Raw genomic sequence first — 24,675 nt, 5'->3', positions numbered from 1 at the left:
CCGTGAGTCTTGGCGCTCGCACTAGGAAAGCGTAGCTGTTTTGCGAAATATCAAAATCAATATTTAACATAGCTTTTTATTAAAGTATTTCAAATACGCCTGCTGCACCCATGCCCCCACCAATACACATCGTGACGACACCGAACTGCTTACCTTGACGTTTTAATTCATGGATCATTTTTAACGTTAAAATCGAACCTGTGGCACCAAGTGGATGGCCAAGTGCAATTGCACCACCATTGACATTCACTTTATTGATGTCAATTCCTAAATGGCGAACTACTTGAATGGATTGGGAAGCAAATGCTTCATTCAATTCCCATAAGTCAATGTCTTCAATAGATAGTCCTGCAATTTTTAACGCCTTTGGTATTGCTACAATAGGTCCTATTCCCATAATTTCTGGAGGTACGCCGCCTACAGCAAATGACAGGAATTTGGCCATTGGTTTCAACCCTTGAGCAGTCGCAACTTCACGATCCATGACAAGCACAGCACCTGCACCGTCAGATGTTTGAGATGCATTACCTGCAGTTACAGTACCGCGTGCGTTAAAAGCTGGACGAAGTTTTGCGAGTGTCTCCATGTTCGTGTCGACACGAACACCTTCATCCATATCAAACATAAATTTCTTTTCTTGCGCTTTATGATTTTCATCAAGATAACGTTTCAACACTTCCACTGGTACAATTTCATCTTTGTATTTTCCAGATGCAATGGCTGCTGCTGCTAGTTCATGTGATCGAACTGCAAATGCGTCTTGATCTTCACGTGTGATACCATATTTCACTGCAACTTGTTCAGCTGTATGACCCATACCCATATAGTATTGTGGAGCAGTTTCTGCTAATGTTGCGTTTGGACGAATGGTATTCCCCATCATTGGCACCATACTCATAGACTCAACGCCACCTGCAATAATTGCTTGTGAGTGGCCGAGCATAATACGTTCTGCTGCATATGCAATTGATTGAAGGCCAGATGAACAGAATCTGTTGACTGTAATAGCAGGTGTAGTATCTGGTAAACCTGCAAGTGCCCCGATATTACGCGCAACATTCATTCCTTGTTCGGCTTCAGGCATTGCACAACCTAAAATTAAATCGTCTATTGGACCATCGTAGCAACCCGCTCGTTTTAACGTTTCTTTTACTACTAATGCACCAAAATCATCTGGTCTCACTGTTGCAAGGGAGCCTTTTTTCGCTTTCCCTACAGGTGTTCTGGCACCTGCTACTATTACTGCTTCGCGCATAAGTTCTCCTCCTCTTTACCACACGTAACATTAGTTACGAAGTGGCTTTCCTTTTACCAACATGTTTTGCATTCTGGCTTGAGATTTTGGTTCAGCTACTAAACTTAAGAATGCTTCACGCTCTAAATCGAGCAAATATTGTTCGTCAACTAACGTGCCATATGGGACTTTTCCGCCCGCAATTACATAAGCTAATTTCTTCGCGATTTTCAAATCATGCTCACTAATGAATCCTGATAAGAACATCCCTTCAGCTCCAAGTAATAGAGTGGCATAACCTGATTCACCTGTTACGGGTACTTTTTCACGAAGTGGTGCTTTGTAGTTATTTTCATATAAAGAAAGCGCTGCTTGTTTCGCATCATAGATTAAGTGATCCGCATTAACACTAATACCATCAACAAAGTTTAAGAAGTTATTTTCACGTGCTTCTTCACCTGAAGTCGATACTTTAGCCGTGGCAATCGTTTCAAACACTTTATTTGCCACATATTGATAATCAATGTGTACGCCATTTGGTAAGCCTTTTAAATGTTTCATATATAATTCTTTATTCCCACCACCACCAGGAATTAGGCCAACTCCAACTTCTACTAATCCCAAATAGGTTTCATGAGAAGCTTGAATATGTGCAACAGGTAAACAAACTTCTGCTCCGCCTCCTAGTGTCATACCGAAAGGTGCTGCTACTACTGGTTTTGAGCTATATTTAATTTTCAGCATCGCGTTTTGGAATGAACGAACAACAAAATCAAGTTCAAAAATATTATCATCTTGTGCTTCCATTAAAATCATGCCTAGGTTCGCGCCAACACAGAAATTTTTTCCTTGGTTTCCAATAACAAGACCTTTAAAATTCTTCTCAACTTCATCCACTGCAAAGTTAATCATTTGAATAATATCGAGTCCAATGGCATTAGACTGTGAATGGAATTCAAGTAATGCAATACCATCCCCTAAATCTATTAAACTAGCTCCAGAATTTTTCTTGATTACTCCGTGTTTTTTCTTAAATTGTTTCAAGTTAATTACTTTTTCATTCGTTGGAACTGCTGAGTAATCTTGACCATTGAAAAAATACGTCTCAGCATTGTCTTCTTTATAGAAGGAATCAAATCCTTGGTCGAGTAAATTTTGTGCGAAAGCTGGAATTTCTAAGCCTTCCGCTTTCATTTTTTCGACTGATTCTTTTACGCCAATGGCATCCCATATTTCAAATGGACMCTGCTCCCAACCGAAGCCCCACTTCATTGCATTGTCAATTGCCACAATATCATCAGCAATTTCGCCATGTAATTTTGCAGAGTACGCAAGCGTAGGTGCTAGAATGCTCCAAAGTAATTCACCCGTACGATCTTTTGCATATGTTAACGTTTTCACTTTTACAGCAAGACCTTTTTGTTGTTTTGCCATTTCCAGTGAAGGTGTTTTTAATTTTTTCACAGGCTCGTATTCCATCGTTTCAGGATTTAGTTCGTGTATTTCTTTCCCATTTTTAACGAAGAACCCTTGCCCAGATTTTGCTCCTAACCAACCATTTTCAAGCATTTTGGTAATCATCGGTGGCAATTCAAACACTTTTTGTTCGTCACCAGTTGTTTGATCAAATACATTTTTTGCTACGTGTCCAAACGTATCAAGACCAACGACATCAAGAGTACGGAAAGTTGCAGATTTAGGACGTCCAATAGCAGGACCCGTGACCGAATCAACTTCACCCACCGAATAACCTCTAGCTAACATTTCACGAAGTGTGACAAGAAGGCCATACGTTCCAATACGGTTGGCAATAAAGTTTGGCGTATCTTTCGCTATTACAACACCTTTTCCAAGTCGGTCTTCTCCGAATTCTTTCATGAATTCAATTACTTCTGTCGATGTTGTAGTTGCTGGAATCACTTCAAGCAATTTCAAATAACGTGGTGGATTGAAGAAATGTGTACCAAGGAAGTGTTTTTGGAAATCTTCCGAGCGTCCTTCAGCCATTGCGTTAATGCTTATACCTGATGTGTTAGAACTGACGATAGTTCCCGTCTTGCGAACTGCGTCAATTTTTTCGTAAAGACCTTTTTTAATCTCCAGATTCTCTACAATTACTTCAATAATCCAATCAACATCTTTTAATTTATCTAAGTCGTCTTCAAAGTTTCCAGCCGTCAATAAGGCAAGATTTTTCTTTGACGCTAATGGTGCAGGCTTTTGCTTAAGTAGTTTGTCTAAAGCTCCTTGTACAATTTGGTTGCGAGCTTTTGAGTTTGCTTTGTCCTCATCTGATAAATTGCGAGGTACCATATCAAGCAATAATGTAGGAATCCCGATATTTGCTAAGTGAGCTGCAATACCTGAACCCATCACGCCAGAACCTAAAACTGCAGCTTTTTTAATTTGATAAGTCACGTGCAAAGCCTCCTTTTTTTTTGAATGAATACTCATTCATTTTTTAGTCAAAAAAAATAGAAACAACCTCTATAACAATTAGTCTATTTCATTTTCGCCTTTTTCGCAATATTTAAATGATAATGTGAATTGATTTTTTGAATGAAAAATAGTTTTTGTCAGACATCAATTTAACTTCCTGTCATAGGCATTATATGATTTTTTTTTGACGAGTGTGAAGTTATTCTCTGTTTGACGGACAAAGGATTAAATAGCTTCAGACACATAACTTATATTATTCCCAACATGTTAGTGATATGTCTTTTCTTTATAGAAAGAAATAAATTTTATGTGTTTTTCCTAAAAATTGCAGAAAGTTGTGTATATAATATTTAACTCTCCTCACACTAAATAGAGAAATCTTAAGGAGGAACAGTAAATGAACTTGTTTTCACAACCAAAAGAGCAGCAAATGGTTTTCCCAGAACCACCAAAAATGGTTTCAACAAAAGATTTCAGCTATTTCAAGGATATGATGTCCTGGAATTTATTGGCTGCAAAAAAAATGAATTGGGCTGCTGAAAATTGTCAGCTTCCAGATTTAAAAAAGGAATTTGAAGCAGCTGAACAAATGCATAGCAATCATTATGATGAATTACTGAAGCTTTTAAAACAAAATGAAGGGGGATCAGTTTCGTGAATCAACAAACCGTAAAAAATCCAGAAACACCTTATGCTGAAACACCACAACTAAATGATCGCGACATTCTAAATGATGCGCTTTCTACAGAAAAATCTTTATGCGGATCTTATGCAACGGCAATGCACGAAGCTAGCCATGACGCTTTGTACCAAATTATTTTCACACAATTAAGAGATACTTCTAAACAACAACGAAGTTTTTATGACTTACTATTCACTCATGGATGGTATACACTCACTCCGGCTGACCCACAAGAAATCAAACAAGTGACACAACAATTCCAAGAGTACAAACAACAGCTCCAATAATAATACAAATTGCTATCCGTCTGAAGTGAAACGGTGTAAACTGTTCCTATAGCACATTAGGAGGAACAGACATGAACTCAATTACTACTACTGAACAATTTAATGATATTATTTCTTCAGATAAAGAAGTCATCGTGAAATTCACTGCAGGATGGTGTCCTGATTGTACACGTATGGATATGTTCATCGACCCAATTATTGAAGAATACAAGCAATATACATGGTATGAAGTAAATCGCGATGAGCTTCCTGAAATCGCTGAACAATATGATGTCATGGGGATTCCAAGTCTTTTAATTTATCAGAACAACGAGAAAAAAGCTCATTTGCATAGTGCAAACGCAAAATCACCTGATCAAGTAACTGAATTTCTTCAAAGCCAAAAAGGATAGACTTCGTGTCTGTCCTTTTTTTTGCTATACTAAATGAAAATAGCAACTATCGGAGTGGACAAAGATGTCACAAGAAATAGAAGTAAAGCAATTAAAAGACAAGATTAAGTATTACGAAAATATTATTAATAATATGTCCGCCCCAGTTATTCCTTCAGTGGTTCCTGGCACAATATTGATACCTATTGCAGGATATATGTTTAAAGAACGTTTTGACATGATACAAACTAAAGCTCTTCAATATGCAGGAGATAACCGTGATACTGAGCAAGCAATTTTCGACTTTACCGGTGTCTCCGTTGAAGATGTTGTATCATTTGACTATAATGATTTAGCTACTGAGATTTTTAAATTAAACAGTTCGCTAAAACTGATGGGCATCCGTCCAATGTACGTTGGATTTAATCCTCGTTTCGTTCGTGAAATTGTTCATGCAGGTATTCATGTAGAAATTGAAACATATGTAAGTTTTCGTGCAGCTCTTAAACGTTTATTACAAGAAAGCAACCAGTCACTTCACACTATGGGGTGAATACTGATTGCTTTTTTTTTTGGATAAAACCTAATTAATGGATATTCTTTCTTCTTACTTTTCCTTACTTCATATGCTTCAAATCTATTAAAAACTTCTAGTACCTTATTAMTTGAAAATTAGTTTAATATACTTTACATTTGAATTAGTACTTTTTTGTAATGATTATAAATAAGGAGTGAAAATGATGAAAAAACATTTAACAACCAACCAAGGAGTGCCAATTGGTGATAATCAAAATTCACGCACAGCCGGTGAACGCGGACCAACACTTATGGAGGATTATCAATTAATAGAAAAATTAGCTCATTTTGACCGTGAACGTGTGCCAGAACGTGTTGTTCATGCTCGTGGTGCAGCTGCACATGGTAAATTTGTTTTGAAAAATAGTATGAAAAAATATACTCGAGCTGCATTCTTACAAAATGAAGGACAAGAAACTCCATTGTTCGCTCGCTTCTCAACAGTAATTCACGGACTCCACTCTCCTGAGACGGCTCGTGACCCACGTGGCTTCTCTGTGAAATTTTATACAGAAGAAGGCAACTATGATTTTGTTGGTAATAATTTGCCCGTATTCTTTATCCGAGATGCAATTAAATTCCCAGACGTAATTCATTCATTAAAACCAGATCCACGCACAAATCTTCAAGATGCTGCACGTCTTTTTGATTTCATGGGCTTATCCCCTGAATCGACAAATATGTTAATTCACTTATTTACAGATGAAGGAATTCCACAAGATTACCGTCACCTACGTGGTTCTTCTGTCCATTCGTTCAAATGGATTTCAGCAGAAGGAAAAACTACATATGTGAAACTACGTTGGGTGCCTAAACAAGGCGTGAAAAACTTATCAATCGAAGAAGCGGCTGAACAGCAAGGAAAAGATTTCAGTCATGCAACGCGTGATTTATATGAAGCAATTGAGCGTGGAGACTATCCAGAATGGGATTTATTTGTTCAAACTTTGAAACCTGAAGACATGGATAACTTTGACTTTGATCCACTTGACGCTACGAAAGATTGGTTAGAGAAAGACTTCCCTTATGAGTTGGTCGGAACAATGACTTTAAATCGAAATGTAGACAACTTCTTTGCAGAAACAGAATCAGTTGGATTCAATCCAGGTGTTCTAGTACCGGGTATACAACCATCTGAAGATAAAATGTTACAAGGTCGTTTGTTCTCTTACTCAGATACACAACGCTACCGTATTGGTGCAAACTACTTACAGTTGCCAATCAATGCACCAAAATGTCCATTCTCAAATAACCAACGTGACGGCGCTATGCCATTTACACAACAAACGTCTCGCGTAAATTACGAACCAAATAGTTTCGACTCAGAACCAAAAGAAGCGCCTGAATTCAAAGAATTTGATCAACCAATTTCAGGAGTTGCGGGTAAAAACGCAATCGAAAAAACAAATAACTTCGGTCAAGCTGGTGAAATTTATAGAAGTTATGATGAATCGACAAAACAAGCATTAATTAAAAACTTACTTGATCAGTTCTCTGGCATTGAAAATCGCGATATCGTAGGTCGAGCGATTGCAAACTTCCACAGAGCAGATGAATCATTAGGACATGCATTAGCTGAAGGTGCAAACGTTGAAGTTCATCTATATTTATAAAATTAATAACTAAATAGATGTTTACTTTCCTATTTTAGATTTGATATTAAAAGAGTTTTTCCGTACTGTTAAAACAGATGGAAAAACTCTTTTTTATATTTTGCTCTTACTAATATTTACTTACTTTTCCTTAAGAGGTGAATTCATGCGTACGCAATTAGACGTTAAAGGTCTTTCTCAATACGACAAATCCATAAAATCCAATTATCAACCTTCTGCTTGTGGGCCTGTGACTACTTTGACCATCCTACGCTACTGGATGCCAAACGCTTGCCCATACAATACCAATCAATTATACGAGTTACTTGGAAGTACTCGTATTGGTTTATTTACTTGGCTATTAAAGCGTAATTTGCGGAAGATTCTTGGGCCTACTTGGGAAGTAAATACATGTTCAATAGATGACGCAAAATCTGAACTTCTTGAAGGACGTCCTGTAGCATGCAAATTTGATCGCTATTTTTCTTTTCACTGGTTTGGCACATATGAATTTGCCTACCACTGGGTTCCGCTCATAGGATTTGAAGAAAATGAAAACGGCTTAACGCTAATTCTCCATGATAATGGTGGAAGAAATCGCGAAAGCCGCATTCGAAAGGTTTCATATGAAAAGAATCAGGAGATTTTAACGTTTGTCAAAATTGTCCCACATAGTCTGAATTCCTAACGTTAAATAGGATACAAAGACCGTGCATATCTACTTGTAATACCAAATCCAGCTTGATCAAGTTGTAGCATTAGTTCATTACTGTAAGAAGGAATGAGTAGCTGGTCCAGTTCAATTGGTAATTCCATCTCACAATGAATCGTCGCTAGTTTTTTTGACAAACGTAACATGTCCATATTCTCTTGAATCTTCTTTTGTTGGCCTGGTTTCAATTCGTGTAGTGAATCAATTACGCCTTCAACCGAACCGTAATTTTGAATCAATTGGAGCGCACTTTTAGGACCAATCCCTTTTACTCCCGGGTACCCATCACTCGAATCCCCCATGAATGCTTTCACATCTGCAAAAACAGATGGTTCGATTTGATATTCTTCTAAAAATCGATCATACGTATATTCATCATAAATGGTATACCCTTTTTTGGTGAAAGCGATTTTAGTTGTTGGGGAAAGCAATTGCAATAAATCTTTATCTCCGCTAACGATYGTAATATTCGCTTCGTCCTGCCATTTGCATACCATAGAACCGATTAAATCATCCGCTTCCATTCCAACTTCCCCAAAATTTTGCCACCCTAGCATTTTAGATATATCTTTTGCCATATCAAATTGAGGAATCATTTCTTCAGGAGGAGCTGGTCTATTAGATTTATAACCATCAAACAAATCATTACGGAATGTATGCATACCCATATCCCAACAAATAGCCATATGAGTTGGTTGCATCATTTGCTTTGCTGATAATACGTGACGCGCAAATCCTTGAACACCATTTGTAGGTACCCCATGTTCGTTACGAAAATATTGATTAAATACAGATGTTGCAAAAAATGATCGGAATAGCAACGCCATTCCATCGACTAATAAAATATGTGGTTTTTCAGTGGATTGCATGTAATCTCCTCTTTCTTCTATTGTTTTCACAAAGGTATATCGCCATTTAAATGACAGAGAATTATTTTCATGTGATCCTCTTAATTATTAACCTTCTATTATTATAGCAAATAAAGCGATAAAATTTTGGAAAACATCGATTTACAAAGGCTTGATTAGTGTTGGATTCGGGTAAAGTAAGGGAATTATATGAGAATGGGGATGCCTAAAATGGATATACATAATGGGTCACTATATTGGCCAACCACTTACCCTAAACAAGGATTTAGAAAAGTTCCCGAACGATTATCTTTTTATGATGTAGTCATTGTTGGCGGAGGAATGTCCGGTTCTTTATCTGCTCTCGCGTTAGTCGAAGCGGGACTGAGTGTCGCAATACTTGATAAACGTCAAATGGCAACAGGAAGTACGATGATTACAAGAGTTATTCCCCAATTATCAAATTGAATATGAATATTCTTATGGAGCAACCTTCGGAGAATCTAATGATAACTTACCTTTTATTGGCCAACACCCAACCAAAGATAAGCACTACTATTTGCTCGGCTATGGAGGAAACGGGACAGTCTATAGCATGTTGAGGTCCCACATTCTCCGTAATCTAATAATTTACGGTGATCACCCTGATGCAGACCTCGTAACATTGGATCGAAAATATGGAGTTAAATAAAGAAAAATGCTGTTTAATGCAGTGTTTTTCACGTTTCATTAATTGTTTTGTTTGACTATACACTATTATAACTCTCGAATAATTTTTGCTAATTCATCCCGTGTACTCGGCAATTTGTTTTTAACCTCATCATTGCTCCAAGGTTCTTCTGTGTAAAAACTAGCAAAAGATTGATTTTCATATCTTGGTACAACGTGCATATGGTAATGGGACAATTCATCAATTTTTCCGCCGTTTTGACAGATGGAAATACCATCTGGATTATATGTTTTTTTTATAGCCTTTGAAACTAGTTGAGAAGCCTTCATTACTGCATTGGCAGTTACTGAATCAAATTCATCTACATAACCAAAATGCTTCTTAGGTAAAATTAATGTGTGCCCTTCGTTAAAAGGGTCGTGGTCTAAAAAACAACAAACATAATCATTTTCATAAACCACATGAACGAATGCCTCTTTATTTGCCAATGCACATCCTAAACAATCCGAACTCTTTTGTGTATAATCAGTTTTCACATAGCTCACCTCTTTAAAATCATCTGGGAATACTTTTTGTAATATAAACATCATTTTATTCCAATAATACTGCCATATATTACCTATTAAAATAACACTTCAATTCGCAATGCTTTCTGTGGCAGAAAACAAAAGAATTGAAGTGCTATTTTTGAGGTCATCCGCTTGATTTTTGTGCTACAACTATAGTGTTTTTATTGAAATGATAATGTAATTTTAGTTGAATAACTGGCAATGCCTGTTTCATTCTTCAAATGAGTACTAATGCGTTCAATATCAGTGCTAAAAATCCGATCCTCTACCATTGATGGTGTGAATGAACGGAATTCATCCCATTTATCTTGTAGAGATGGAGACATTTTTTCTTTTCCACGATATTCTGTTCCTTGAAGCGCACAAAAAGCTTCTATTGCCAACACGCGTCGTGCATTTTGAATCATCATTCCAGCGTGACGAGCACCAATTGTTCCCATACTTACATGGTCTTCTTGATTGGCTGACGATGGAATTGAATCCACAGATGCTGGATGTGCTAACGTTTTATTCTCAGAAACTAAACTAGCAGCTGCATATTGCAGAATCATAGCACCTGATTGAAGTCCTGGTTGTGGACTAAGGAAAGGTGGCAATCCTTCGTTTAATTGTGGATTTACTAATCGTTCGATTCGTCGTTCCGAAACATTCGCAAGCTCTGCGACTGCTAATTTTAGAAAGTCCATCGCAAAAGCAATAGGCTGGCCATGGAAGTTGCCACCAGAAATAATGACGTCTCCATCTTCAAAAATCAGTGGATTATCTGTTGCTGCATTCATTTCAATTTCCAATTTCTCTTTTACATAGCCAAGGACTTGCCAGCTCGCACCGTGTATTTGAGGAATGCATCGTAGTGAATATGCGTCTTGCACTCGTATCTCCCCTTGTTTTGTCACGAGTTTACTGCCTTCTAGCCACTCAAGCATTCTTCTAGCTACATCAACTTGTTCAACGTAACCACGCGCTTGATGAACAGCGGGATGAAAAGCATCTGTAATGCCATGTAATGCTTCCATAGTCATTGCTGCAATCCATTCACTTTGATAAGCAAGTGTCTCAGCTTCCAACCAATTCACCACGCCTTGAGCTGTCATCGCTTGTGTTCCGTTTATTAGTGCTAAACCTTCTTTAGCTTCTAATACAAGTGGATCCATACCACGAGTTGCCCACACTTCCGAAGCAGCCACGTGTTGTCCTTTGTTCCATACAAATCCTTCGCCGACTAAAACAAGCGCTAAATGTGACAAAGGAGCCAAATCACCAGAAGCCCCAAGAGATCCTTGAGAAGGGATTACTGGATGAATCTGATGGTTAACCATATATGCTAAACGCTCTAATACCTCAACTCGTATTCCTGAAAAGCCTTTCAATAATGCATTTAATCGTAGAACGACCATGGCGCGAGATACATGTTCTTCAAAAGGCTCACCAATCCCACATGCATGTGAACGAATTAAATGAAGTTGTAATGCACGAACATCTTCTTCATTAATACTGACATCGCTAAATTTTCCAAATCCCGTATTAATCCCATAAACTGTTTTACCTTCTCTTACGATTCTGTCCACAGCTTCACGGCTTTTTTGAACACGAACTAATGCATTTTTATCTAAATCTATTTTTTCTTRTTGAAATAAAATGGATCGCATTTCTTCTAAATGTAAATTCTCACCTGTTAATAAAACCATATTAAACACCCCTCTGTCTCGAGTATAAGTGCGTAATATTATAAGTTCAATTGTTTTCTTCCAAATTCTAACAAGATACAGTGGTAGTGTATCAGCGTACAAAAGTGTTAATATAGAAAATATTCACAATTATTAAAAGGGGGATTCTTATGAATTGGCAATCTATGTTTCATTATCATCAGTGGGCAACTCAAAAACTACTCAATCACGTAGAATCAAAAGACGAAGCCATTTTTCACCAGGTAGCAAAGAATTCATTTAAAACGATTAGTGAAACCTATTCACATGTTTTAAGTGTGGACTATCTGTGGTTCAAAAGATTGACTGGAATTGAGAAGCCTGAATGGAAAGAATTCGACGTAAGTACGGTGTCAGTCACAAAAGAAGGTTTTGCACAGTTACATGAAGAGATGAAACAATTTTTTGAAACCCTGACAAATGAGCAATGGAAAGAAACTCTGAACTTTACGAATATTAAAGGCGATCCGTTTTCCAATACAAGAGAAGAAATGTTCTTTACCTTCATTAATCACTCTTCCTATCATCGTGGTCAAGTGACCTCGTTCTTAAGACAATTTGACTTGGAAGGAATACCCGTTGATTATATTTATTTTGCAAATGAAACTCAAAGCTAATAGATGGAGGTAATCCCCTTGTCCTTACCTGTACTAGAGACTAATAGACTTCGATTGATCGAGTTGAATCCAACGCACGCTGACCATCTTTTCAATCAGTTTTCCCGAAAAGATGTAACGCGGTACTACGGTATGGATCCCCTCATTACATTGGAACAAGCAGAAAAAATGATTACTAATATGAATAATGGCTACAAGGAAAAACGCTCCGCACGTTGGGGCATTCAACTTAAAGAAACGGACGAATTGGCTGGAACCATTGGGTTGAACAGCCTTCAGCTATGGAGCAAAAAATGTGAAGTCGGATACGACCTGCATCCAGATTTCTGGGGCAACGGGTATGTTAAAGAAGCATTAGAAGAAGTATTGGGCTATTGCTTTGAAACACTCATGCTATCTCGTGTTGGAGCAGTTACATTTCCTGAAAATGAAGCGTCATGGAAGTTATTGTTGAAGGTAGGGTTTGAAAAAGAAGGACTGCTAAGGAATTATTTATACCAAGGCGGAGAAAATCACAATGCTTTGGTTTTTTCGATTACGAAAGAAGTATGGAATCAACTTCATTCATAAATGGCAAAGAGGATGCACCAACTTTGGTGCATCCCCTTTCATCATTTGTTAGGATTTTTCAATTCTACCTTAACATCACCTTCTATGAAATTTGGATATGCAAGTAATTTCAAATATAGAGGATTTTTAGAGTCTGACAGGTTTCCAGTTCTCTTCGGACGCTTTACCTGCTGCACACTAATCTAGAGAATAAAGAGGAKGGGCTTGTGACTGCGTCACTCGACCACCTCTCTTTTTGTAGATTATCCTGCGGCGGGTATGCATCCTTCGCTCCCTTGCAACCTGGAAGGACACAGTAATTTTGGTTTAGTTTACTACAGAATTGAAGGCTTCTTTAAGTAGATGTTCGGCCGAAGATGCTATTTCGGCCTCTACCTGCTTTTTTTATTTCGCCTAATTTAAAGAATGATATCGATAATGAATTACAAACGAAAAAGTACATTTGTGCCTAGCATGCACAGGAACGAATGTTAAAAACGCCACGTCCTGTTCCTGCGGTTACTCGTCGCAAAATGCAATGTGAGAAATTTTGTGGCAACACCTTCATGACCCCCTTCCTGTGGGCCCAAGCTTGAGACCCACAAGTATGTGGTTTTCATACTTGTTAGCTCATGCGGAACTTGCGGCTAGCGCAAATGTTCGATAAACAACAGTATTGATTAACAATTCCAAATAAAAAAACCTGCTACTTTATAGTAGTAGGCTGGCTATTCATTCACAAATTGAATTTTTTCAGTTGCTTCCTTCATGGTTAAACTTTGAAAAGCATAGCGTTTTTTTAGTAGCTCTACATGTTCGAGTATGTCACGTAAAAAGTTGATATTTTCATCTATATTTTTTCCGAAATTGTGAGGGTGCCACCAAAGATGATAAACTTCTCCTTTTTGAGCTGCATACGTGAGACTATTTTTTATACGTTTTAAACGGGATCGCTCCAACAGTTTAAGACTTCTACTGTAGGGACGAAGAAAACGGCTGGAAGGTAGGTTAACTATTGGTTCTTTATTGACTGTATTTAACTGATAAGTATGGTGCCCTGTTAAGTTCACGTAATGATCCACTAATCTTGCAGCTCTTTTCACTGGATGTTGTTGACTAAGGTTACTTGCTTCATACAGCCAATTTGTTTCATTTCCACGATAGCTCGTAACCCCGTGCTTTTTACATATTTCTAAATAACTCTGTTGCGTTTGATTTCGAGGGAAAATAAAGGAATGCATGTTAATACTTTTTTGATAAAACACATATTTTGCGGCCATCAGATCAGCTTCGAATTCTTCTGGCGATTGACCATCCTCTAAACAATAATAATGTGAAAAAGTATGTGTGCCGATTTCTTGATTAGGCGTATCCATTATTTTTTGGACTAAAGACGAACCAAAATGGTAAGGATCTAACTCTTCATTTTCCCCGACCTTATCCATCTTTTCGTATGGAGAGAATATCGGATGATTATAAGAAGGTTTTATATCAGGCAAGTTTGCTAGTAATTCGTCTTTATTATCAAAACATAATAAACCAACAATTCCCCAAGTTGAATGGACATTATAGGAGTTAAATAACTCTAATATTCGAGGGATTGCTTTTCTTGCACCTAGCAGTCGATCTCCATACTGTTCGAGAGAAAATACATCATGTACGCCCCAGTTCAATTCAAAATCAAGTGACACAAGTAAGGTTCCTGGTTGAGTCATCGATTTTTATAAGGAGAATTCATCTTTACTTTCCGAATCCACAAAACGAATTTCCCTATCCTATTATTTGATGCATAGCCGGAATATGCTTTCACAACTTCTCCTCCAAAGCCAATTTTAAATTGACGAATATTTTCGTCATTCGTTAGGCTACCTAAATCGTAAATAGCATGACCATATTGTTTAAACCATAATATATTTTTCCAAAGTAAATATCGGCTTGCCAAACTATATAGACGTTTTATTTCGGGTACGTCGTTTTTCCGAAAATTAGAAGCAGAATAAAGTGTTAATGCTCGAATGCAATCAGTTAAATAAACCCGATAGCAAAAAACCTCATCTTGATCGTTTAAAATTTTACTGATAATGAGTGCATTTTTGTCGCGTAGTAATTGTAAAGTTTTCAAGTGAAATGAATTACATTGATGTGTGTTTTTATCTTTAGCAAAATGATTGTAATATTGTTGGAATTTTAGTAACTCTTCATTGGATGGATGTTTTTCGATGAAATGTGTGAATGATTTGGTAGTTGCTTGCTTTATTTGACTGCGGTTTGATTTTTTCAATTTCCGAAAAAGGTCCTCTTCTGATAAGGTCAAATCGATTTGGTAGGTTTCTTGTTCTTGTAAAGTAGGAAGTGGACGAAGAGCATTTGTATAACTAATTATCGATGATTCTGGTTTACTTTCTGTGTTCTCAGCATAATAAATGTGTGTCATTTTCACATTCCAACTTTTTCGTAATAGGGTAATAATCAAGGTCACTCCTCAGGTGTGTCGATGGTTGAAATGTGTGTATTTGACTTGGTAAACATATGTGTTTTTTTAATCCTGTTAACGTGTTTGAACCCTAACTGATGTAAGTGTTTATTTACGATTTCATCTTTCTTCGATGTATATAGAAAAATATCTTTAGCTTTTTGTTCATTACGAAGGTATGAACAAATGTTTGTAAGGTTATGAAATTGCCACTCTCCTATAAAGACACTTTGTTTAGGCAGTGGTTGTAAATAACCAACTTCGTCAACTCGAATTAACTTCGGGTGAATCCAAAACATCGAAAACTTCGAATCACTATATGGGATAAACCCATTGTAAAATCGTTTGTTTATTCGCGATAGATTATGATGTCTTTTTTTAGCGTTCGGATAAACCAACTTTTCAAAATCGGCTAAGTTCTCATTTCCTTGGCTCTGTTTGTAAATATCTACTGTTTTCCTTGAGTATATCTTTCCTGCTAATTTCCCACAGGCTTGGACCCACTCTGTAAACTTAGCATTTTTAATAAAAGAATATTTACTACCGATGAATTCTCGTTTAAACAAAACAATTTTATAATTTTTTTTTAGCGTTTCTTTTATATGTCCTTTTCCTTTTGTCAGGAAAAAAATCATCTTCGATTGCCAACTATCAGTGGAAAAGATGAAGTTATTTGTATAATCAACTGCCGAATTCCATTCAAATTTATAAGGTTCATAGCCAATACTTAAATCGAATTTCTTAATTGCTTTATTAGGGCTGCTGACAATTAATTCTTTTTCTAATATTGTTCCTGGACCATAAATTCCATAATCGTCATCGTGGCCAATTACGTACCCAATGTATCTGCCTCTACACGATAAACCATATGAAAAAGCAATCATTTGATTATCTAAATATAAGCTCTCCACTTTTGCTTGCATGGGGCCTTCAGAAATATTAACTAAAGCACGATAAAAATTTTTGTGCTCATCATTTGTGAATCCACTAGTATCTAACTTATATCTCCAATGTCGATCATGTAGCGCAAATACTTCATCAATTTCATTTGGACTACTCGTCGATACTTTCACTTCGCCTAAATAACTAAGCCTTTTTTCTCTTCGATCGAGTCCATGTAGTTTTCTTCTTTTTTTCATATACGCTTCTAAATTAATAGATTCCATATTAATAAAAGGTGTTACTACTGAAAATACAGTAGGTGTACATTTCCGTTTGGCTAAGTATAAACTCAACATATTAGTTGTTGGACTACTTGATAATAATCCATGTAAATTGAAAATACAGTCCGGCATCTTTTCCAATAACCGATCGAAAACAAATTGAATCGTTTCTTCCCTGTCCTTATCATAGACAATGATGTCCATATAATTCGCTTCACCACAGGCTATAAATTCAATCATGATGGTATTCCATTTACGAGTAAATTGAAAAGGAAAAAAGGCTATGACTTGATCGTTTTTTTCTACGACAATCATTTCAACTCTTCGCTTTTCGCCAATGTACCTCCACCAATTTTCTACCCATTTAAATTCGATAAAAGGATTATCATTGTTATTTTCTTCTAATATATGATCCCAGAATTTCTGAAAGGGCATCAATTGTTCCAATGAACGAATATGATAGAATTTCATTTTGTCCTCCCCTTATTAAATCTTAAGTTGATAAGTAGATATTGTTTCCTTCAATCCTTCTTGCAGTGAATACGAATTTTTCCATTCAAACTCTTTCTTTGCTTTTTCATTATCTAAAACACTTTGCTGAATCTCTCCTTGTCGCAAAGGATACTTAATTGGTTCCATACTAATTCCAGCAAGTGAGGAGGTTATTGAAAAAAGATCGTTAATTGATGTTTCAGAACAAGAGCTAATATTATAAACCCCAGTTTTTGTACTTTCAATCGCTTTCATGCAAGCCGTCGCCACGTCTTTCACATATACAAAATCACGTGTCTGCTGACCACCATAAATTGCTATTTCCTCACCATTGATTAATTGGTTGATAAAAATTGATACAACACCCGCTTCACCTAGCGGATTTTGACGCGGACCGTAGACATTCGAAAAACGTAAGATACAAAAAGGTAAATCATATAAACTTTCATATAGCTGGACGTATTGCTCACCAGCCCATTTTGAAAGAGCATAAAAGGATAATGGATTTACTGGAGATTTTTCATTGATTGGCAATTCTTCTGGATTACCATAGACAGCTGCTGACGAAGCCAACACGATCTTTTTGACATGATGAATTCTTGCATACTCTAATAATCTTAAAGTTCCTAGTATATTTATTTCACCATCAGCAACAGGATCTTCTAAAGATTTCATTACAGATGCCTGCGCAGCTAAATGAATTACCATATCTGGCATCTCTATTTCGAATACCTTTTTCAAATGAATATCATTAATATCAACCTGATATACTTTGCAATCATCGGAGATATTATCAATGTTCCCAGAACTGAAATTATCCACTACAACAACTTCATAGTTGTGAGCTAGACACTCTTCCACAACATGTGAACCAATAAACCCTGCTCCCCCGGTAATAAGCACTTTCATTAAGTTTTCCCCTTTAGTAATTGATTTTGCACGACCGATTCATATACGTCCTTTGTCTCAATAAGCATTCTGTCAAATGTAAATTTCTCAAAAAATAACTCCCTGCTTCTGTGCCCCATCGATTCTCTTAGTGAAGCATCGGTAATTAACTGGGTCAGCCGTCGAATAAGGAGTTGTTCTTTTCCTTTTGGAATTAAGAAACCATTATCTGAATCAATTACGGCTTCTTTCACACCACCAACGTCCGTTGCAATAATCGGTAGTCCAGCTTGCATCGCTTCCAAAATACTTAATGGCAACCCTTCATAATCAGATAACAAAACAAAGAGTTGTGATTTACTTAATGGAATCTCAATATTATTCATGTCACCATAAAACAAGACTCTATCGTGTAAATTGCGTTTTTCAACATAGCCACGAGCTTCGTCTAACTTTGTACCATCTCCTATGAATGATAATCGCCAAGGCAAATCACGTAATTTTTCACATGCTCGAATTAAGTTTAATTGCCTTTTGGGTACATCGAACCGAGCAACCATTAATATATCTACTAAGGCATTAATGCGATTAGGGTTCGTTATAGGCTTAAGAGGCAAGACACCATTATGTACGGTTTTCATTTTGTGCATAGGTAAGACCTGATTAGAGTCAGCAAGATGGCGATCATAATGAGAGACAGTAATCACTTGATCAGTTATCTTCCCTATCGCTTTTTCAATAGCTATATAAAATCTTCTTTTTTTAGGTGCAACTCCTTCGGTGAATGCCCATCCATGGGCAGTAAAAACAGTAGGTATACGAAGCGACCATGCAGCAACACGGCCAATCAAGCCAGCTTTTGATGAATGAGTAGCAACTACGTCCGGCTTTGTTTCTTTTAAAATCTTGCGAACTTCAAAGATTGCTTGTACATCGTAAAACGGATTGAGTTCCCTTTTTAAAGAAGGGCTTATGTAACAATGTACGTCTAATTTATGATTTGTAGACTTTCCTGCACCTGTAATGATAACGACTTCAGACCCCAAGGCTGCTAAATGGTTCGACAAATCACGAACGTGCACTTGAGCACCACCAATAGTGTCCATTCGAGTAATCACTTGTGCAATCTTCACCCGTCATCTCTCCTTTTTAGTGGTGCACACCAAGCAAGTGCTAAAATTAACCAAAAATGCCGCCAATGCAATGTATCGATGAACATACTATTGAATGTTAGTCCTATTAAAGAAGCACATATTATTAAAAAATATACTGCCGATTCATCGTATGATTGTTTATATGATTGAAATGCTTTTCGGATGCTAATACACAAAAAAAAGATAAATAATACTATGCTTAAGATTCCATTTTCTGTAATTATTCGAGCATACAAACTGTGTGGAGCAATTTGAAAAACATATTCAGATTGTCCAGGTCCTATTCCAAATGGATTTTTTAAGCCCATTAAAAAGGCTTCTTTTTGTGTTGAAAATCTAGACTCATCGTATCCTTGCAAGCTGAGTCTCGATTGAAATAGCTCTATCACAAATGGGCTTTTAGCGATCCAAACCAACACAGGAATAGATAAAACACCTAAACTGATGCTAGTTTTTAATCTTCTTCGGAATAGTTCTCGCTTGGTTAATAAAAGATAAATAAAAAAAGATATGACCAAGTTTCCCCAAGCTGCTCTAGAAAAACAAACGAAAATTGCAGTTAATAATAGTAAGAATGTAAATGAATAAGCAATTTTTATAAATATGGATGATTGTCCTTTTTCAAATAAACTAAAGGCATATAACGCTGGCACAATAAGAAATGGTCCGAAAACATTCGGATCTTTAAAAAATGCTTTTGCTCTTCCAAACATTAATAACGAATCACTAAAAGGAATGAGACCGAAATACGCGAGAATTCCAATGGAAGCTGCTAGAACTCCTGAAATTAAATAGCCGTTCATTATCACAGTTAATAGAGAGGTTTTTAAAATTTGACTTACTCCTACTACTACGAACCATGAAATCATTAAATAGCTTGTGATAGCTAGATAAGAAAGTGATCCGTGAACCTCGTTAGCAAATAACAGTGAGATAAATTGGAAAATCAAAAATAGTAACATAACGATTAATGGGATGAAGACCTCTTGTGGAAATCTCACTAGGAAGAAAATCAACCCACAACATATAATCAGCACCATGAAAAAGTCATATGGAGAAGGCTCAATCAAAACGAATGAGCTACTGAGCATCATTAAAAATAATAGATGAATTAGCCATTTTGGCGCTCTCTCAGTCATGTTTAATTTCCTCCGACTTATATTCCTTTATCGTACTCCATGCAAATATCCCATGAATTAGATAACCTGATGCACTCACTAAACTAATACATAATAGCGAGGTTGTCGGTGTAACAAAAAATTCTAAGGCCAAAAATAAAGAAACACAAATTAGTATAAATCGGATTAATTCACTTATAAATTGTTTTCCAAGTGCATTAAAAACGTAGAAATTAGCAGAAATCGGATTAATAATAATCTTCATAAAATATAAAACGGATAGAATTTGGATGAACTCAGCTGCTTGGATCCATTGTTCGCCAAAAACAATTTTAATAGCTAAAGGTGCACATAACGCTACAAGTCCAATAATAATTAAACCTATAACAATCATTTTTTTTACTGTGTCCCAAAAAAATTGCCGAAAATGTTCTTGTGAATTTCTTGCTGTCTGTGCTGCTTGAGATAAATAAACTTGTGAAGCYGAAAACCCTATTAAACCTTCAGGTATTGTTAAGATCTTCTGAGCAAGAAAAAACCAACCTGCAGTTTTTGCATCAAAATGAGCTGCTAAATAAAAAATAGGCATTTGCGTACCCAAGCTATTTATTAAAGCGGCCCAACTGGAAACAATGGGATATGATTTATAACCAATTAACACCTTAACAAGTGATTTTGCACTTATTTTATATACAGCTTTATGTTTCCGTTTAATTAACCTAAAATAATCTAGCGCACCTGTCATTCTGCCGATGATTTCTCCTATAAGTAATCCAGGTAAACCAAGTTGGAAAAGACCTAATGAGAGTTGCGAAGTAATTTGACTACTATTCATGGTCATTTTCGCCCTAGAGATTATCATGTACTGCTCATCTCTTAAAGCCCATGAGTTAAAAGCCTGGAATATGCCAATTCCTAGTAAACTTAAAGACAACATCCACATATATGTTTCAAGTTCAGGCACATTCAATAATTTTGAAATTGGAATAAAGAAAAACAGTATACATAACAAAGCGCTGACGATAAAAGCTAAGATAATCGATAAAACGAGAAGATGAAAGGCTTCATCTTCATCTTCGGGAAGAGGTATTGCTGTTTCATATCTAAGAGAGACTAGAATTGTTCCTGTAAACAATAGGGATAAAAAAACAGAATAAACACCAAACTCCTCTGGTGTATACAGTCTTGTTAATAATGGTGTTGTTAGTACTATTATTAAATTGGTTAACGCTGTTCCAGCCATTAACACTGACAAACTACGAATAAATGGATTTTTTAAAAGCTTATCCTTCCACTGCCACAGTTGTGTCAAGTCACCATATCCTCACTCTCTTTCACCTAATATCTAGCGATCTACACGGTTTCAACTAATCTAGGTGGCAACGTTACAAATTCAACTCCATCTACTACATGGTTTGCATTTCGTTGATAGTACTTAACCATTTCATTTCCTAGTTTTCGTTGAATCACAAGATAAGCTTGTTGTATTAAAAATGGACGTTTTTTAACGTCGTGAGCATCTGAAGCAATAAAATGAACCATCTGATGCTGACATAATTTTAATGCGAATTTTTTAAGTTCTTTGCCGTTTGCACCACATACACTGCTAGCTGTAACTTGGACTAGTGCACCTTTATTTACTAAATCCAATAACTTTTTAGGATGACGGCGAATTTCCGTATTCTTCTCTGCATGCGCAATGATTGGAATGAATCCCTTTAACTGTAGTTCGTAAAATATGGACTCGGTAAACTGCGGTATGTGTTGTGTTGGAAACTCAATTAATATATATTTCATACTGTCTGCTAGCGTCAATATTTCTGTTTCTAACTCCTCCATGAACTCTCCATGAAGGTGAACTTCCATGCCAGATAAAATAGTAACTGGAATTTCTCTCTCTTGTAACAATGAGTTTAATACGTGAATAGAATTTTTTATTTCGTTTGCATCTTGGTTAAATTGGCCGTTGCGATGATGCGGTGTTGCAACAATATGTGTCACTCCATTTTTCACAGCATTTTGAATCAGAAGCATAGCCTCTAATTCTGAAGTAGGTCCATCGTCTAAACCGGGTAACACATGATTGTGTAAATCTACGAGCATATCGACTCACTCCTTAATTGTAATAAGAATAAGAACGGACGGAGCCTTTTGATTTATTGATGATCGTTCCAATTAGAGGTGCTTGGACTTGTTTTAACAGCTCAATTGAATAAATAGCTTGTTCTACTTTAGAAGATTCAGCATTCACCACATACAAACACCCATCTACGTTTGCAGATATATGTAATGTGTCAGCAACCAGTAATGGTGGAGTGTCAACAATGATTATGTCGAATTGGTTCTTCAATTCTTCTAGAAGTTGTACAAATTTAGTAGAAGATAATAACTCAGTTGGATTAGGCGGAACAGGACCAGCGCTAATAAAAGATAAATTTGGTACTTCAGTGGACTGAATAATCTCATGCAAAGTGCATTGTCCAGCTAAATACGATGTTATTCCTATACGTTTTGGTAAATGAAATAAATTACGACCAGTTCCTCTTCGCAAATCCGCATCAATAAAGACGGTTTTTTTTTGATCCATCGCAAATACAATACTTAAATTTGCACTAACAAAAGATTTACCATCACCTGACTCTGCACTCGTAACTAGAAGCGTTTTTGCATTGTTCTTTGAAAGTACATATAGTAAATTCGCACGAATGGAGCGAAACATCTCTGTAAATACATCGAAAGTAGGTAGATCATGTATGAGTTTGCCTTCACCTGGAGGCACGATTCCAATGACCGGTAACGCTAATGCTTTTTCTGCTTTTTCAGAGGAGTCAACTAGAGTAAAGAACATCTCTTGAATCAAGATGAATGAATAACTAGCTAAAAATCCAATGATTGCAGAAATAATAAAAAATAGTGCAGTAATTGGTTTGACTGACTTTGTATCTTCATTTACAGTTGCTTGACTTAAGATATGTACGTTTTCTAAGTTCATGAGTGTTTTGATTTCTTCTTGGAATGTTGTAGCCAATGTATTTGCTAATGCAGCTGCTTTTTCTGGTGTTTTCTCTTCAGCTAAAATGGTTAGTATTTGTGAATTAATACTTGATTGAATTTCAACTTTTTGGCTGATTTCTCCTTTTTTATACGTTTCGTCCAGTGAACCATTAACCTTAGTTAAGATGCGATTACTTTTCATTAAATATTTATATGTTTCAATCAGTCGTAAATTCGCATCAATTTCTCCACTCGACACGACATTTGCAGTCGTGAAATTCACAAGAACGTCTGTCTTTGCTTCAAATTTTGGAGGAATAGCAAAACTCGAAAATCCACCAATAAGGGTTATATAAAAAGTGACCAGCAATATGACTTTCTTCTTCTTTTTAAACAATCGAATAAAATCACGTATTTCCATTGTTCGATTCATGAACTTTAATAAGCCCCCTTGCCTTTATAAATTGCCACAAATGTAAGGATGAAAATTTTCATGTCTAATTTAAATGAACAATTTTCAATGTAAAATAAATCATGTTCTATTTTATGCCCATGACAAGAATCTGCTCGCCCATTTACTTGAGCCCATCCAGTCAATCCAGGTTTCAATAACAAACGTTTCCTTTGCTTTTCGTTATACCACTGTGTTATTTCTGGTACTTCCGGCCGAGGTCCAATCAAACTCATTTCACCTCGTAACACATTGAAGAGTTGGGGTATCTCATCAATACTGCTTTTTCTTAAAAACATTCCAATCTTTGTGATTTCTAAATTGTGAGCTGACTTAAAAATAAAATTATCTGGAACGCCATAGTTCCATTCGTGTTTAGGCTTGTTACTATTTATTTTATTGTGTTTCATGGTGCGGAATTTAAATATTTGAAAAGGTTGATTTGATTGTCCAATCCTGGTTTGTGTAAACAAAAGTGGTGTACCTGAAGACAAAAGTAAAAAGAGTGAGATGATTGGGTAAAGAGGTAATAGTAAGAGCAGCAAAATTAGAGAGACACACACGTCGAAACAGCGTTTACCATATCGCTCATAAATAAACGGTTCAATTGTCACATGCAATAATGAACGAATTCTTTCCAGACCTTACACTCCTCTGTCTTTTTTGAGATCTTATTTATAATTTTAGATTTCAACATGCCTAGTTGATTGTATTCGGGGTTTTCCACAAGCAGAACTACTTATGACCTAGTGTCGTTATGAATCAAAAAAAATTTAAACATGTACAAGACGTTTGTAGTATGTTCTCTAATTCAAATGTACTTTATTTTGATAAAAGTTCCGTCCATACTTCTTTACATTTTTAATTTCGACAACAAAAAAGCACGTCTTTCGAAATTTATCGAAAGACGTGCTTTTTTGAAAAGATTATATCCACTTACATAAATCATGTAAATGGAGACGGCGGGAATCGAACCCGCGTCCAGAAACTCCAACACTTAAGCTTCTACGCGTGTATCTTGCCTATTAAATTTCGCGCAGCATTATGCCGACAAGCGGGCGTCTTGTGCGCTAACTTGAGAGTCTCTTGT

At 36.4% G+C, this 24,675-nt stretch carries 23 protein-coding genes, 1 other RNA gene and 2 pseudogenes; 9 read left to right on the top strand and 17 right to left on the bottom strand.

The features are described from left to right. Positions 1 to 79: 79 nt before the first annotated feature. Positions 80 to 1,255, bottom strand: a complete 1,176-nt coding sequence (locus AC1DOS_RS06145; RefSeq protein WP_477536784.1) for an acetyl-CoA C-acetyltransferase — start codon at positions 1,253 to 1,255, stop codon at positions 80 to 82. 30 nt (positions 1,256 to 1,285) lie between these two features. Continuing rightward, positions 1,286 to 3,652, bottom strand: coding sequence for a 3-hydroxyacyl-CoA dehydrogenase/enoyl-CoA hydratase family protein (locus AC1DOS_RS06140; protein WP_477536783.1), 2,367 nt, complete (start codon positions 3,650 to 3,652; stop codon positions 1,286 to 1,288). Positions 3,653 to 4,070: 418 nt separating this feature from the next. Between AC1DOS_RS06140 and AC1DOS_RS06135 the strand changes: the two genes are divergently transcribed. The 6 genes from AC1DOS_RS06135 to AC1DOS_RS06110 all read left to right on the top strand — a co-directional run bounded on the left by AC1DOS_RS06135 (position 4,071) and on the right by AC1DOS_RS06110 (position 7,869). Further along, positions 4,071 to 4,331, top strand: coding sequence for a hypothetical protein (locus AC1DOS_RS06135; protein ID WP_108585128.1), 261 nt, complete (start codon positions 4,071 to 4,073; stop codon positions 4,329 to 4,331). Then, positions 4,328 to 4,642, top strand: coding sequence for a spore coat protein (locus AC1DOS_RS06130; protein WP_477536782.1), 315 nt, complete (start codon positions 4,328 to 4,330; stop codon positions 4,640 to 4,642). Before AC1DOS_RS06135 ends, AC1DOS_RS06130 begins: the two co-directional genes overlap by 4 nt. Positions 4,643 to 4,713: 71 nt before the next feature. Continuing rightward, positions 4,714 to 5,034 (top strand): thioredoxin family protein, encoded by a 321-nt coding sequence (locus tag AC1DOS_RS06125; RefSeq protein WP_108585130.1) that lies wholly within the window; start codon positions 4,714 to 4,716, stop codon positions 5,032 to 5,034. Between the two features lie 64 nt (positions 5,035 to 5,098). Beyond that, positions 5,099 to 5,566 (top strand): STAS domain-containing protein, encoded by a 468-nt coding sequence (locus AC1DOS_RS06120; RefSeq protein WP_477536781.1) that lies wholly within the window; start codon positions 5,099 to 5,101, stop codon positions 5,564 to 5,566. A gap of 184 nt (positions 5,567 to 5,750) precedes the next feature. Then, entirely contained in the window at positions 5,751 to 7,202 is a 1,452-nt protein-coding gene (locus tag AC1DOS_RS06115; RefSeq protein WP_477536780.1) for a catalase, read from the top strand. A gap of 145 nt (positions 7,203 to 7,347) precedes the next feature. Beyond that, entirely contained in the window at positions 7,348 to 7,869 is a 522-nt protein-coding gene (locus AC1DOS_RS06110) for a C39 family peptidase (RefSeq protein WP_108585133.1), read from the top strand. Between the two features lie 2 nt (positions 7,870 to 7,871). On the opposite strand, the gene AC1DOS_RS06105 is transcribed toward AC1DOS_RS06110, so the two are convergent. After that, on the bottom strand, positions 7,872 to 8,762 hold the full coding sequence (locus AC1DOS_RS06105; RefSeq protein WP_108585134.1) for a 5'-3' exonuclease: 891 nt from the start codon (positions 8,760 to 8,762) through the stop codon (positions 7,872 to 7,874). A gap of 210 nt (positions 8,763 to 8,972) precedes the next feature. Here AC1DOS_RS06105 and AC1DOS_RS06100 point away from each other — a divergent pair, with 210 nt between their 5' ends. Beyond that, positions 8,973 to 9,209 (top strand): FAD-dependent oxidoreductase, encoded by a 237-nt coding sequence (locus AC1DOS_RS06100; protein WP_477536779.1) that lies wholly within the window; start codon positions 8,973 to 8,975, stop codon positions 9,207 to 9,209. Positions 9,210 to 9,497: 288 nt separating this feature from the next. On the opposite strand, the gene AC1DOS_RS06095 is transcribed toward AC1DOS_RS06100, so the two are convergent. Both AC1DOS_RS06095 and hutH read right to left on the bottom strand, forming a co-directional pair. Continuing rightward, positions 9,498 to 9,947, bottom strand: a complete 450-nt coding sequence (locus tag AC1DOS_RS06095) for an HIT family protein (RefSeq protein ID WP_477536778.1) — start codon at positions 9,945 to 9,947, stop codon at positions 9,498 to 9,500. Between the two features lie 194 nt (positions 9,948 to 10,141). Further along, positions 10,142 to 11,668 (bottom strand): histidine ammonia-lyase, encoded by a 1,527-nt coding sequence (gene hutH / locus AC1DOS_RS06090; RefSeq protein WP_477536777.1) that lies wholly within the window; start codon positions 11,666 to 11,668, stop codon positions 10,142 to 10,144. Positions 11,669 to 11,817: 149 nt separating this feature from the next. On the opposite strand from hutH, the gene AC1DOS_RS06085 reads away from it, so the two are divergent. Together AC1DOS_RS06085 and AC1DOS_RS06080 are read left to right on the top strand one after the other, a co-directional pair. Further along, positions 11,818 to 12,303 carry a DinB family protein gene (locus AC1DOS_RS06085; protein WP_108585137.1) on the top strand — a complete coding sequence of 162 codons (486 nt, stop codon included), beginning with the start codon at positions 11,818 to 11,820 and terminating at the stop codon, positions 12,301 to 12,303. Between the two features lie 18 nt (positions 12,304 to 12,321). Further along, a complete protein-coding gene (locus tag AC1DOS_RS06080; protein WP_477536776.1) occupies positions 12,322 to 12,873 on the top strand; it encodes a GNAT family N-acetyltransferase in 552 nt (183 codons plus the stop codon). A 707-nt stretch (positions 12,874 to 13,580) separates the two neighbouring features. Here AC1DOS_RS06080 and AC1DOS_RS06075 read toward each other — a convergent pair. The 12 genes and pseudogenes from AC1DOS_RS06075 to ssrA all read right to left on the bottom strand — a co-directional run. After that, positions 13,581 to 14,543, bottom strand: coding sequence for a polysaccharide deacetylase family protein (locus AC1DOS_RS06075; protein ID WP_477536775.1), 963 nt, complete (start codon positions 14,541 to 14,543; stop codon positions 13,581 to 13,583). A 20-nt stretch (positions 14,544 to 14,563) separates the two neighbouring features. Next, positions 14,564 to 15,286, bottom strand: coding sequence for a hypothetical protein (locus tag AC1DOS_RS06070; protein WP_477536774.1), 723 nt, complete (start codon positions 15,284 to 15,286; stop codon positions 14,564 to 14,566). A gap of 41 nt (positions 15,287 to 15,327) precedes the next feature. Next, entirely contained in the window at positions 15,328 to 16,959 is a 1,632-nt protein-coding gene (locus AC1DOS_RS06065) for a GNAT family N-acetyltransferase (protein ID WP_477536773.1), read from the bottom strand. A 15-nt stretch (positions 16,960 to 16,974) separates the two neighbouring features. After that, positions 16,975 to 17,889, bottom strand: coding sequence for an NAD-dependent epimerase/dehydratase family protein (locus AC1DOS_RS06060; protein ID WP_477536772.1), 915 nt, complete (start codon positions 17,887 to 17,889; stop codon positions 16,975 to 16,977). Then, the gene (locus tag AC1DOS_RS06055; protein ID WP_477536771.1) at positions 17,889 to 19,001 is read right to left on the bottom strand and encodes a glycosyltransferase family 4 protein; all 1,113 of its coding nucleotides are present in this window, start codon (positions 18,999 to 19,001) and stop codon (positions 17,889 to 17,891) included. The genes AC1DOS_RS06060 and AC1DOS_RS06055 overlap by 1 nt, the downstream gene beginning before the upstream one ends. Next, complete coding sequence (locus AC1DOS_RS06050) at positions 18,998 to 20,161, bottom strand: O-antigen ligase family protein (RefSeq protein WP_477536770.1); 1,164 nt, start codon at positions 20,159 to 20,161, stop codon at positions 18,998 to 19,000. The genes AC1DOS_RS06055 and AC1DOS_RS06050 overlap by 4 nt, the downstream gene beginning before the upstream one ends. Next, positions 20,154 to 21,452 carry a lipopolysaccharide biosynthesis protein gene (locus AC1DOS_RS06045; RefSeq protein WP_477536769.1) on the bottom strand — a complete coding sequence of 433 codons (1,299 nt, stop codon included), beginning with the start codon at positions 21,450 to 21,452 and terminating at the stop codon, positions 20,154 to 20,156. The genes AC1DOS_RS06050 and AC1DOS_RS06045 overlap by 8 nt, the downstream gene beginning before the upstream one ends. Positions 21,453 to 21,493: 41 nt before the next feature. Next, entirely contained in the window at positions 21,494 to 22,243 is a 750-nt protein-coding gene (locus tag AC1DOS_RS06040; protein ID WP_477536768.1) for a tyrosine-protein phosphatase, read from the bottom strand. Between the two features lie 13 nt (positions 22,244 to 22,256). After that, positions 22,257 to 22,850, bottom strand: a pseudogene (locus AC1DOS_RS06035) (CpsD/CapB family tyrosine-protein kinase); the annotation flags it as partial. A gap of 468 nt (positions 22,851 to 23,318) precedes the next feature. Then, positions 23,319 to 23,555, bottom strand: a pseudogene (locus tag AC1DOS_RS06030) (Wzz/FepE/Etk N-terminal domain-containing protein); the annotation flags it as partial. Between the two features lie 17 nt (positions 23,556 to 23,572). After that, positions 23,573 to 24,199 (bottom strand): sugar transferase, encoded by a 627-nt coding sequence (locus AC1DOS_RS06025; protein WP_108585281.1) that lies wholly within the window; start codon positions 24,197 to 24,199, stop codon positions 23,573 to 23,575. A 337-nt stretch (positions 24,200 to 24,536) separates the two neighbouring features. Then, positions 24,537 to 24,675: a transfer-messenger RNA gene (ssrA, locus tag AC1DOS_RS06020) on the bottom strand; the annotation flags it as partial.

Source organism: Paenisporosarcina sp. P5_A11 (genome assembly GCF_056400705.1).
This window is presented reverse-complemented; position numbering and strand designations above follow the sequence as displayed.